The organism is Halorhabdus rudnickae (genome assembly GCF_900880625.1).
In the GTDB taxonomy this organism is placed as follows: domain Archaea; phylum Halobacteriota; class Halobacteria; order Halobacteriales; family Haloarculaceae; genus Halorhabdus; species Halorhabdus rudnickae.
Window position 1 is genome coordinate 1,351,630 of record NZ_CAAHFB010000001.1, and the last position, 11,675, is coordinate 1,363,304.

10 protein-coding genes, 1 tRNA gene and 1 CRISPR repeat array are annotated in these 11,675 nt (G+C 63.4%); of the genes, 7 read left to right on the forward strand and 4 right to left on the reverse strand.

The genetic code is table 11. The annotated features are described in order from the left end of the window. Nucleotides 1-30: 30 nt before the first annotated feature. On the forward strand, nt 31-1,260 hold the full coding sequence (locus BN2694_RS06755) for an MFS transporter (RefSeq protein ID WP_394346574.1): 1,230 nt from the start codon (nt 31-33) through the stop codon (nt 1,258-1,260). Between the two features lie 1,081 nt (nt 1,261-2,341). Then, a CRISPR array of direct repeats spans nt 2,342-3,827; the repeat unit is 30 nt; unit sequence GTTTCAGACGGACCCTCGTGGGGTTGAAGC. A gap of 498 nt (nt 3,828-4,325) precedes the next feature. On the opposite strand, the gene BN2694_RS06760 is transcribed toward BN2694_RS06755, so the two are convergent. Beyond that, nucleotides 4,326-4,397, reverse strand: a tRNA-Ala gene (locus tag BN2694_RS06760). Between the two features lie 418 nt (nt 4,398-4,815). Between BN2694_RS06760 and BN2694_RS06765 the strand changes: the two genes are divergently transcribed. Genes BN2694_RS06765 through BN2694_RS06780 form a run of 4 tightly spaced genes read left to right on the forward strand, consistent with a single transcriptional unit; the run spans nt 4,816 to nt 7,244 of the window. Continuing rightward, nucleotides 4,816-5,280, forward strand: a complete 465-nt coding sequence (locus tag BN2694_RS06765) for a 30S ribosomal protein S15 (protein ID WP_135663684.1) — start codon at nt 4,816-4,818, stop codon at nt 5,278-5,280. After that, nucleotides 5,281-6,402 (forward strand): recombinase RecJ, encoded by a 1,122-nt coding sequence (locus BN2694_RS06770; RefSeq protein ID WP_135663685.1) that lies wholly within the window; start codon nt 5,281-5,283, stop codon nt 6,400-6,402. It abuts the gene before it with no gap. Further along, nucleotides 6,395-6,631, forward strand: coding sequence for a KEOPS complex subunit Pcc1 (locus tag BN2694_RS06775; protein ID WP_135663686.1), 237 nt, complete (start codon nt 6,395-6,397; stop codon nt 6,629-6,631). Before BN2694_RS06770 ends, BN2694_RS06775 begins: the two co-directional genes overlap by 8 nt. Then, nucleotides 6,624-7,244 carry a 30S ribosomal protein S3ae gene (locus BN2694_RS06780; RefSeq protein ID WP_135663687.1) on the forward strand — a complete coding sequence of 207 codons (621 nt, stop codon included), beginning with the start codon at nt 6,624-6,626 and terminating at the stop codon, nt 7,242-7,244. The genes BN2694_RS06775 and BN2694_RS06780 overlap by 8 nt, the downstream gene beginning before the upstream one ends. A gap of 199 nt (nt 7,245-7,443) precedes the next feature. Here BN2694_RS06780 and msrA read toward each other — a convergent pair whose 3' ends face one another. The 3 genes from msrA to BN2694_RS06795 form a co-directional block, all read right to left on the reverse strand. Next, nucleotides 7,444-8,109 carry a peptide-methionine (S)-S-oxide reductase MsrA gene (msrA, locus tag BN2694_RS06785; protein WP_135663688.1) on the reverse strand — a complete coding sequence of 222 codons (666 nt, stop codon included), beginning with the start codon at nt 8,107-8,109 and terminating at the stop codon, nt 7,444-7,446. Between the two features lie 201 nt (nt 8,110-8,310). Beyond that, a complete protein-coding gene (locus BN2694_RS06790) occupies nt 8,311-8,928 on the reverse strand; it encodes a class I SAM-dependent methyltransferase (RefSeq protein WP_135663689.1) in 618 nt (205 codons plus the stop codon). Nucleotides 8,929-9,009: 81 nt separating this feature from the next. After that, nucleotides 9,010-9,450 (reverse strand): plastocyanin/azurin family copper-binding protein, encoded by a 441-nt coding sequence (locus BN2694_RS06795; protein WP_135663690.1) that lies wholly within the window; start codon nt 9,448-9,450, stop codon nt 9,010-9,012. A 132-nt stretch (nt 9,451-9,582) separates the two neighbouring features. Between BN2694_RS06795 and BN2694_RS06800 the strand changes: the two genes are divergently transcribed. Both BN2694_RS06800 and BN2694_RS06805 read left to right on the forward strand, forming a co-directional pair. After that, nucleotides 9,583-10,293 carry a protein sorting system archaetidylserine synthase gene (locus BN2694_RS06800; RefSeq protein WP_135663691.1) on the forward strand — a complete coding sequence of 237 codons (711 nt, stop codon included), beginning with the start codon at nt 9,583-9,585 and terminating at the stop codon, nt 10,291-10,293. A 104-nt stretch (nt 10,294-10,397) separates the two neighbouring features. After that, a complete protein-coding gene (locus tag BN2694_RS06805; protein WP_135663692.1) occupies nt 10,398-11,675 on the forward strand; it encodes a HEAT repeat domain-containing protein in 1,278 nt (425 codons plus the stop codon).

An 11,675-nucleotide genomic window follows, 5' to 3' on the forward strand; every position in this document is an offset into this window, starting at 1 on the left:
ATTTTCGGACCGAACACCAAGAGCGGAATGATGGCTGGCCTGGGCCTCTTTCGCGACCGTCTCAACGTCCCGTCGCTCCGCCGGGACCGGACTGTGCTGGCACTCGTCATCTTCGTCGTGCTGTTCGCACAGGTCCTCCTCTACCCGGGCGTCGCCGACCTGGTCGGGCGACTCGGCGCGACGGGCGGGCTCGACGCGAGCACCTGGTTTTTGGCCGTCGAGTTCCTCGCGTTCGTCGTCTTCGCCGGGCCGTGGGGCGCCCTGAGTGACCGTGTCGGTCGTCGAGCCCCGTTCATCGTTTTCGGGGCAGTCGGCAGTGCGATCGGGTATGCAGCGATCGCCGTCCTGGGTGGAAACGGCCTGCTTCCCTTCGAGGGCGTCCTCGTCCTCCGGTTCCTCCAGGGAACGCTCACGGTCGCTGCCTTTTCCCTGGCGATGACGATGCTGACGGATCTGGACGGGGGACACGGCCGGAACATGGGGGCGGCCGGGATCGCTATCGGCCTGGGAACGGCGCTGGGCGCGCCCGTTGGCGGCGGGCTATCCGCCGTCGGAACGGTGCTCCCACTGTGGGTTGCCAGCGGCGGCCTGTTGCTCGCCGGACTCCTCGCACTCGGGCTCGAGGATCGGGTCCCCTCGGGGCACGAGTTGAGCTTGCGGTCGGTCATTGAGCGAGTGCGGGCCAGCCCAGCGCTCGGGTATCCCTTCGTCTTTGGGTTTGTCGATCGACTGACGGCAGGCTTTTTCGCGTTGATCGGGACGGCGTACTTCCGGGACGCGTTCGGCCTCGACGCCGCCGCCGCGGGCATCATGCTCGGACTCTTCTTTGCCCCCTTCGCCCTGTTGCAGTACCCCCTTGGCGTGTTTTCGGACACCGTGGGTCGGAAACGCCCGATCGTGCTCGGATCGCTCGCCTACGGGATCGCCATTCTTGCGGTGTATCTGGCACCGACGCCGCTGATAGCCGGCGGATTGATGGTTACCCTCGGCATATTCGGCGCACTCATCTCCCCGGCGACGATGGCGCTGGTCGGCGATCTGGCCGGGGAGGTTGAGCGCGGGGTGGCCATGGGCGGGTTCAACGTTTTCGGCAATCTGGGCTTTCTTGCCGGCATGGTCGTCGGAAGCGTCGTCACCACTGCGATCGGGTACGCGCCCGCGTTCGTGGTTGTCGGTGCACTGGAAGCCGGGATCGTCGTCGTGACGCTCCCGCGCTTCCTCAAACTCGAACTACCCGATACCCAAGTCTTCAGTGGCTGACGAACGGGACCAGTCTCACTGGCCGCGAAGCCAACCGCACATCAGCGGCGTACGCGGAGTGCATCACCAATATAAGTCTTGATTGTAAATGTCTGACATGTGCGACCTGCGCGGTTCGTCACGCTGTGTTTCATCTACAGTGGACTGGTTCTCCTGGCCCGGTACGTAGTCGTCTACCAGTTCCGAGTAGACGTGGCCGCGCTGGCCCAGTTGGATGTGGCGCTGTCGATCCTGGCTAGCGGAGTCGTCCGGGTGTGGGTTCCAGAAGAAGAGGCGCAAAATCCGGCGGAATGGGGGGATCTTCACGTATGGAATGGGCGCACTTTGTATCGCACTGTCCGCGATTTTTCTGGCTCAGCTCGTTTTGTTGTGAGAGGGTTTTAGAGCGCGAGACAGGGCGCCGTTTAGAATAGAGATATACCTCGACGAGCGAAGAGCGGCTTCCAAACGCTCGTTGGCTGGGCTCGCAAGAGCTTGAGATGGAAAGCACTGGTAGACAATCTTGCTCGCTCCGCTGTACGGGCCTGGGACCGCTAAAACCCCGCGTCGAACAATCAGGAATGCGTTACTCGAGAATTCGTAAGCAACGACGAAGATGGACGTACCGGGACTGAGCGAATCCAAAGGGATCGCGAGGGCCGCTGAGGGAACGAGACGAACGAAGTGAGTCGAGTAGACTCGGCGAGAAGTCCTGTTCGACACCATTCTGGTCGGCGAGTGTCCGAGCGTGGGTGGCATGAAGGGGCTCACCGACGGCGTAGGCGATGTTGTCGGCGAGTCCGTAGGATGTGGTTTAACGGCCAGTCTTGGGGATGGGACCGATTGAGCACGGGCGGCGGTGGGTACGGTCTGGTATTCGTAACTGGTGGTGAGACAGGTGGCGACAAAGGGATCTTGGGAGTGGGAAATTGTGCCGCCGGTAACTAGAGACTCCTTCGGCCGACGCTGGTACTATCCCCGTACCACGACAACCAACAAGCGTTTCATCGACCCCCCGGGTTCTGGAGGGTATTACAGGTCGACGACAATCTTGATGTGTCGTCGATGCTATTACCCGGGTGAGGCCGGTGAATCGGCCATGGTTTCAGACGGACCCTCGTGGGGTTGAAGCCCAACGCGAGGAAGCCCCACAGTGCAGTTACGGGCTGTTTCAGACGGACCCTCGTGGGGTTGAAGCGAGCGCGTCGTGGATCGCCTTAGTGTCCTCGTCGACAAGTTTCAGACGGACCCTCGTGGGGTTGAAGCTTCCACAACCATCTCGTCAGTCACTCCAAGTTCCGGTTTCAGACGGACCCTCGTGGGGTTGAAGCAGGCTTACGTTGACGGGGACAACCAGTCGGCAGCGAGTTTCAGACGGACCCTCGTGGGGTTGAAGCTCGAACTCAAACGAGGACGGTGATTCCAACATGATAGTTTCAGACGGACCCTCGTGGGGTTGAAGCTTCGCTAAACCCGCTGTCAGCCCCGACAGGGTAGAGTTTCAGACGGACCCTCGTGGGGTTGAAGCCTCCCCGACGACGGCCTCGAGAAGATCAAGGCCCAGGTTTCAGACGGACCCTCGTGGGGTTGAAGCCTCGTCCTGCTTGTCCTGACTATGCTCAACTAAAGTTTCAGACGGACCCTCGTGGGGTTGAAGCCATATGATCAGCCAGCCGCTGATCAGCCTCGGAATCGTTTCAGACGGACCCTCGTGGGGTTGAAGCCGCGTAGTACCGGGCGCGGTCTTCGGCGACGATACGGTTTCAGACGGACCCTCGTGGGGTTGAAGCAAGCCCTGCCTCACCAGTAACACTCGGCTCCCTTCGTGTTTCAGACGGACCCTCGTGGGGTTGAAGCACGATCTGAAGTGCCACTGTGTGGCGGTGTGTTGGCGGGTTTCAGACGGACCCTCGTGGGGTTGAAGCTGGTATGCCTGGATCGCTCTCGGCTTGCTGTTCCTCGTTTCAGACGGACCCTCGTGGGGTTGAAGCCAAGCTAATCTGTATCCCGACGGTACTCCTCTTAACGGTTTCAGACGGACCCTCGTGGGGTTGAAGCCAAGCTAATCTGTATCCCGACGGTACTCCTCTTAACGGTTTCAGACGGACCCTCGTGGGGTTGAAGCCCGACGAGGCGGAAGACGAGGCGATCGGAGGTCACATGTTTCAGACGGACCCTCGTGGGGTTGAAGCCCGGCACTCCAAGACACGCTGGCCCAGCAGCCGGCGGTTTCAGACGGACCCTCGTGGGGTTGAAGCGAGCGCGCTGTACAGCGCAACGTCGGAGTACCCCGCGTTTCAGACGGACCCTCGTGGGGTTGAAGCGAGCGCGCTGTACAGCGCAACGTCGGAGTACCCCGCGTTTCAGACGGACCCTCGTGGGGTTGAAGCCGGTACAATCTGGACCTGTTGATTGTGTCCAACCCGGGTTTCAGACGGACCCTCGTGGGGTTGAAGCCCAGTCAGTCCTTCCAGCATGCCACCGACCCAGACCGTTTCAGACGGACCCTCGTGGGGTTGAAGCGCGATCGAGCGCCGTGTGAAGGAAGTCATCACGGAGTTTCAGACGGACCCTCGTGGGATTGAAGCGGTTAGACATGAGTTGGCTATAAGTTAGGCAGGAACAGTGTCAGACGGATCCCGGAAGATTCCCTCCGAGTTCAGTCGTGACCAAGACCGGGATCGCGCCGACATCGACGGCAGCAACGACACTCCCGTAGTTGCAGTTGCCTGTGCGATCGTCAGAACCAAACGCAAAAGAGCCAATCACAGATGTCAGTCCGATCCACTGTTAGCAAGATCGACCTCGGTCAAGCTCACGCCAACCACTCCTGTCCCCTGGCGCGCATCGACAGACATGGAGGGGCGCGTTCGGGCCCCGAACGAAGTCTCCCCTCACAGGGAAGATATGTTTTCTTGGAATCGGCCCCAGAGAGTTCCGAATGACGGAGAATCAGCACTCTGATGAGCCCTTGTTGCGGCAGTAAGTTCTGGATGGACTCGGCGGGACTGGGCAAATCCGGAGGATTTGCGAGGGTCGCCGAGGGAACGAGTGACTGACCGAGCGGAGCGAGAGAAGGAAACGAGTGGACTCGGCGGGATTTGAACCCGCGGCCTTCCCCGTGCCAGGGGGATGATCTACCGCTGATCTACGAGCCCGCGACGCATTGAAGGGTACCCGATGCGATTTCTTAAACCCATCGAAGCGAGGGTGACGGTGATCACAGAACGACGCTTGCTCCTCGATCGGATGACGATCCACCCCAGGCCCCTACGCAATAGGGTGGTGAGACGGTTGTAGCGTTCATATGCAGGGGCTTGGAATGTGTTCGCTCAACTTGGACCTGTAGTGTCCGAGTAGAAACCGTTTAGTGCGCGAACACCGACATCGGTGATGGGAACACACGACCGCAAATCTGACTCGTCGCGCGGGCGTCCCGGTGATGCACCGAGACACCCCAGGCCTCTTTCGCCGTGCGCGACTCGGGATTGCGGACGTGTCCGGCCGTTCGGGATCCGGCTTCCGGACCCGCGAGCGGCCACACGTAGCGGTCTGTGTCGTTCCAACCATCAAACTATGGCACGAATGCACACACGCCGCCGCGGCTCGTCCGATTCGGACAAGCCGGTGGCAGATGACCCGCCGGAGTGGAGCGACGTAGATAGCGAGGCCGTCGAGGAGTACGTTGTCGAACTCGCAGAACAGGGCCACAGCCCCAGCGAGATCGGCATCAAACTTCGCGACGAGGGCGTCCAGGGCACGCCGGTCCCGGACGTCTCGCTGGTCACTGGCAAGAAAGTGACCGAGATTCTCGAAGCGAACGACGCCGAACCCGAGATTCCGGAGGATCTCCGGAATCTGATGGAACGGGCCGTCCGCCTGCGCGAGCACATGGACGAGAACCCCGGCGACCACCAGAACAAGCGCGCCCTGCAGAACACGGAGGCGAAGATCCGTCGCCTCGTCGATTACTACCGCGGCGACGAGCTGGAAGAAGAGTTTACCTACAGCTACGACGTCGCCGTCGAGCTCCTCGAATAGATGGCCGCTACCGGTCGTCAGACAGCCGCCGCCGACCTCGCCGCTAGCCTGCGGGAGGCCGGATTCGTCCGCCTCGCCCCGGCAGCGACGGGTGACGGCGTCGCGGCCGCTGGCGTCCTTGCGCGGAGCCTGAGCGCGATCGACATCCCCTACCAGATCGGCGTCGAGACAGGCGAGACGAGCCGTAGCACAGAGGCCGACGTGACACTCGCGCTGGATCGTGACCAGCCCGGCGTCGACGAGACGCTCGGCACCGCGCGACCCGCGAGTGCGGCTGCTTTCGAGGTTGCCCGAACGCTTGACGACCAGTCTGCAAGCGTAGCTGTTGCCGCCGCGGGCGTCCTCGCGTCCGGCAAGGAGCCGACCGGCCAGCTCGTCGAGGCAATCGCCGAAGCGGGAATCAAACGCCGGCCCGGTGTAACCGTCCCCACCGACGACCTCGTCGATGGACTGGCGCATTCGACGCGACTTCACGCGCCGTTCTCGGGTGATCCGGACGCCGTCCGGAACACACTCCAGAACGTATCGATCGAGCCGCAGGACGATGAGGAGCGCCGTCGACTTGCCTCGATCGTGGCATTACAGGTCGCCGACGCCGGAGATGCCGCAACACGGGCGGCCGAGTCGATCGCGGACGCACTCCGTCCGCACGCTGGCGGCCCGCTTGTCACTCTCGAAGGGTACGGCGACGTGCTCGACGCTGCCGTCCGGGAAGACCCCGGTGCGGCCGTCGCGATCGCGCTCGGCCACGAGGATGCTCGTGCGGATGCCCTCGATGCCTGGCGCTCACACGCCAGGAGTGCCCACGAGACACTCGCCGAGGCGTCGATCCAGCGCCATTCGGGGCTCGTCGTCGCCGAGATCGAGGGACCGATAGAGACCATCGCCCGCTTACTTCGGGATTACCGATCGCCCGAGCCGCTGGCGCTAGTCGCCGACGAGGACCGTGTCGCCCTCGCCGCCACCGGGGAGCACGACGCCGCGACCGTCCTCGAGACGGCGACGGAATCCTTCGACCTCTCGGGACGGGTCGCTGGCGACGCAGATCTGGCGACACAACAGTACCCGGGCGATGTCGAGCGCCTCGTCGCGGCGATCCGCGAGGTGAACCGCGATGCGTGAGGCGACGATCAGGACCGACCACGGCGAGGCGGAGACGGCCGCGCGTATCGCCGCGGCACTGCGACCGGACAACACCGAGGAGATGTCGACGACGACCGACGGCGCGACCGTCGAGACGCGGATCGAGCGACAGACGACCGGCGGACTGGCTGCGACAGTCGACGACTACGTCGTCAACCTCGCGGTCGCCGCCGACCTCGCGACAGCCGACCGAGACACCCATGAGTGAACGATCAGTATCACGACAGCGACAGGAGAAACAGTGGTACACCGTCCTCGCGCCCGAGGAGTTCGACCGGGCGGAGATCGGTGAGACACTGGCAGACGAACCGCAGAAGGCGATCGACCGGACCATCGAGACGACCCTCGGTGACCTCCGGAACGACGCCGGCGAGAACAACACCAAGCTGACCTTCCGGATCACGGACATCGGCAGCGACACGGCCTACACGGAGTTCATCAAGCACGAACTCACGCGGGATTACCTCCGCAGCCTCGTGCGCCGTGGCTCCTCGAAGGTCGAGGCCTACGTGACGGTGCTGACGACCGACGACTACCGCGTCCAGATCCAGCCCGTCGCCCTGACGACCAAGAAGGCCGACGCCAGCCAGGAGCAGGCCATCCGCGAGCAGATGGTCGACATGATCGAGGAGGCCGCCGAGGAGCGCACCTTCGAGGACCTCATCGACAGCGTCGTCGAGGGTCGCCTCTCGAGTGCGATCTACAACGAGGCGACGACGATCTACCCGCTGCGCCGCGTCGAGATCCAGAAGGCGACGCTGGAAGCCCACCCCGAAGAGGTGGCCGAAGAAGAGGAAACCAGCGTCGAAGTCGAGGAATAGCCGCGCTGCTTTCGCTTTTCGACGCCAGTCAGGGCACCCAGCATCGCGTATCGCGATCGGGCTGATTCGGTCCAAGACGATTCGGTCATTATCACGATAATGATTATCCAGATAATGACCTTCGACGGGCGGTTCGGATCGTTCACAGGGTTGCTGCACCGAAGTCCTGGCTGAGGCGGGTTCTTGATCCGTGATGGCCTCAGAGCCGACGTCGGACCTCGTCGATGACAGTCGGTGGCAGGTCCAGCGTCGCCAGGAGGTTACGCTGCTGCTGTTCGGTTCCGTGGCCGGCAGCGAAGCCGTTGAGGCGGGCGGCAACCGTCGACGCAGGAAAGGCATCGCCGTACAGGTCCTCGAGTTCGTCGGCCACGACCGGCAGCGTTCGGAGTTCGTACTTCTGGTGATAGTCCTCGGCGGGATAGAACTGATCGAGTGACTCCACCGCGGTGTCGACGGACTGTCCGGTTCGATCAGCGAGTCCCGCCCGCGAACGCTCGGCGATCTCACGCTGTGTGTCGTCGTGGGCGAGAAGTACACCGCGGTACTGGCGCTTCTGGGACGTTGTCCAGTCGTGATTCGCCCAGACGATTTCCAGCAGTTCGTCGTACGTCCAGGTTTCGGGATCGTATTCGATCTGGACCACTTCGGTGTGATCACCCAGGGCGTAATAACTCGGATCGCGTGTGGTGCCACCGGCGTAGCCCACTCGCGTCCTGACGATCCCCTCTTTGGCTCCGAACAGGGCGTCAGGACCCCAGAAACAGCCCATGCCGAACGTCGCCGTCTCGGTTTCCGCGGGCGCCAACGCTTGGGCATCACGAGCCAGCGTCGTCGTCTGGCTGGTGGGCAATGCGATACCGGACATACCCGTTCCAGTGTCCGATGAACTATGGGCTTGTCGCCGTTTCAGGTCTACAGTCCAAAGAACGACAATCCGCGAGAGGAATCGTCGCTCGGCGTCGCTGTCGGTCAGAGTGACCGTCACACTTCAGGGAGGTCAAGAAACAAACAGGAGGTCACGGCGACGACAGACGCTCAGCACGAAGGCGACGAGACGCGACGGCCGCTAGGGCGTTGCGAACGCACGAATCGTATCGGGTTTGCCGGGTTTCTCGAGTAGTTGTTCGAGTCCGAGTTCGGTGAAGACACGTCCCCAGTGGCGACGAAAGATCGGGAGCTCGCCGTCGGCGGAGTCGACCGTTCCGTCTGTTCCATCCCTGCCCGGATCGGGCCCTTCGTTTTCGACCGTCACCAGCAGATCACCGGCGATGCGGCCGAGTTCTTCGAACACCCACTCGTCGTCGGGGTGAACGTGCTGGAGTGTCTCGACCGCGTAGACGACGTCGAAGGCGTCGTCCGGAAATTCGGGGACGAGGTCCTCGAGTGCGCCCGCATGGAACGTTCCCGCCTCGGCGAGAGCCGGATAGGTGTCGGCCATCACTTCGAAGGCGTCGTCGTTGATATCGATTCCCGCGAGATCATCGAACCCGTTCTCCAAGAGGTGTGCCAGGTGTCGCCCGGAACTGCAGCCCAACTCGAGGATTGAGGCGTCCCTGCTGGTGAAATGATCGAGCAGGGTGACGAGGCTAGCGCTCACCTTGTTCGAACCAAGGTCGGCGTAATACGCTGGCGAAAACTCGCCAGTCCGCTCGGCCCACTCCCGACGGTTCCGCGACGGATCCATATCCCGGAAACGGGACCAAGACAGGAAACGTCGTCGCTACGCAGGCAGGGGACAACCATCTACCGAAGCCGCGAGAGAGACTCACTGCCCGGTCACTGTATCGCCCTCGCTCTCCTCGACGATAATCATGCCATCCATCCCGTCGGACTCGTGTGGGAGACAGACGTAGGGGTAGGTTCCGGGTTGCTCGAACGTGTGAGCGTAGGTCTCCCCGGAGTAGATCGCGCCGCCACCCGACTCGAACCAGGCCTCGCGGGCTGCGTCCTCGTCCGCGTACTCGCCGGACGCAAAATAGTCTGCTTCGTCCGGGAGTGAGGCGTCGTAAGCCGTGACAGTGTGAGAGCGGGCGCTCGTGTTCTTCCAGACGACCGTCGTCCCCGGCTGGACGCGATACTCCTCGGGGAGAAACCGCGAATCGGACATGCCGATGTCGTAGTCCCCATCGTTGTCCCCCATGGCGAGACAACCGGATAACCCGACAGCGAGCGCACCCGCACTCGCGAGGAACGCACGTCTATCCATTGTCCTGATTTGGGCGGGGATCGACAAATGCCCCCCGGTTCCCGTCGAGTTCACCGGCACGGTCCGGTCGGATCCTTCGGAGGGCACCGGCAGATCGAACGGACTAAGACAAACCTCGCCGACCCCACGGATATGGATCTCCGGCCGCGCTTCCTGGGTCGGCTTGGCGCCGCCGACATCGTGACGGTCGTCAATGCCCTGGTTGGGTTCGTGGCGGCCGTCCTCGCGCCGTTCGAACCGCGGCTGGCCGCCCGGCTGATTCTCCTGGCGGCGATCGCCGACGGCCTCGATGGGCTGGTCGCGCGGCGGTACGGCTCGACGCCCGTCGGCGAGTTCGTCGACTCGCTTGCGGACGCCGTCTCTTTTGGCGTTGCTCCGGCCGCGATGGTTGTCGGGCTCGCCCGCGTGCAGTGGGGCAACGGTGGGGAACTGCTCGGGATTGCCGACCCGATCCACCTGGCTGGGGCCGTGGGGGTTCCAGCGCTAATCGTCGCGGCGGCGGTCGTCCGCCTGGCGATGTACACCGCCTACGACGTCGGTGCGCGAACGACTGAAGGTGTCCAGACGACACTCGTCGCGACCGTCCTCGCGGCCGCGACGCTCGCGGGGGATCTCCGGGTTGGGTGGATCTTGCTTGCGAGTTTCGTCCTCGCGTACCTGATGGTCACGCGGATCCCCTATCCCGACCTGCGGGCACGGGACGCCCTTGCGATGGGCGTGGTTCAGATCGGCGCGGTTGCCTTCCCTGTCGTCTTCCATCGGCTCTTCCCGCGGGCGTTGTTGCTCGCAGCGCTTGCCTATCTCCTGCTCGCACCGTGGCTGTATCCCCGTGTCGAGTCGTAGCTTTCGCCGCACACGCCGTATCGGACCGCATAGTCCGGCATCGATCGCGGTGATCCATTGCAGGAAGGGAAACGCTCTTGGCCGCGAGCGCCGCAGAACGAGCCATGAGCGACGAGGACAGCGAGGCCGACGGGGACGGCGAGGCCGACGAGGCGATCGACGCCGAGCCAGGGACGGTCGAAGCCTTCGAACAGCGCCTCGATGTGGCCGAGACGGCACTCGAGGACGCCGAGACCGAGGCCGACCTCGACGAGGTCGAGTCGGACCTCGAAGAGATCGAGACCGATCTCGAAGACGCCGATCTGCCCGAACCCGACGAGGACGAAGACGATCCGCAGGAGGAGCTGGAATCACGTCTGTCAGATCTCCGTGACGATATCGCGGACCAGCGCGGTCCCTACGTCGAGGACGTAGCCGACGAAGTCGAGGCAGCCGCGGGCACCGTCGCGGATACACGCTGGACCGACGACGGCGAGGCACAGGTTCTCGATGCCGTCGCGGGGTTCGGCGACACCGTTGGTGACCACATCGACGTGGCAGCGGCCGACACCGTCGCGCAAGCGGACGACGCACTCTCCGCGGCAAGCGAGGCAATTGCCGGGTTGGACCTCGATCCCGACGAAGACAGCGAGGCCATCGCGACGCTGCTGGACGCGGCGGAGACGCTGACCGACGCTCTCGAGGCTGCCGAAGGGTACGACGACCTCTCAGTCCGACGGAAACTCGAATACGAAGGGTTCTATGACGTCATCGAGGGCGAACACCGCAAGGACTTCCCGCCGGAGTTGAATGCCGTTCTCGTCTGGGAGAAGCGATACAAGGAGAGCCGCGACCCTGCAGACGTCGAACCGATTCTGTTGGCGCTCGATCTTCTGGATTCGGAGTTCATGGAGGAGAACATCCTCGATACCTTCGAGCGGATCGCCCCGCCGGAGGCCTTCGAGGCGGTCGAACAGCGCGCGAGTCGCCGGGACAAGCAGGCTGTCCGCGTGCTGGGGAAGATCGGCGACGAGCGAGCGATCGAGACGCTCGTCGACTTCATCGACGGCGATGGCGATCCCGCGCTCCAGCGAGTTACGCTGCAAGCGTTGGGCGAGATCGGCGATCACGAGGCCACGCAGGCGGTCGCGAACCGGCTGGCAGCCGAGAATAGCGGCGTCCGGAGCGCGGCCGCTCGCGCGCTCGGCCTGCTCGGGGACACCCGTGCAATCGATCCACTCGCAGATGTCCTCGACGAAGACGACGTCGACGAGGTGCGGGCCAGTGCGGCGTGGGCGCTGACCCAGATCGGTACCGAGCGGTCGATGCACATTGCCGCCGAGTACGCCAATGACCGCTCGTACGTGGTACAGGTCGAAGCCGAGAAGGCGGCAGGCGTCTGA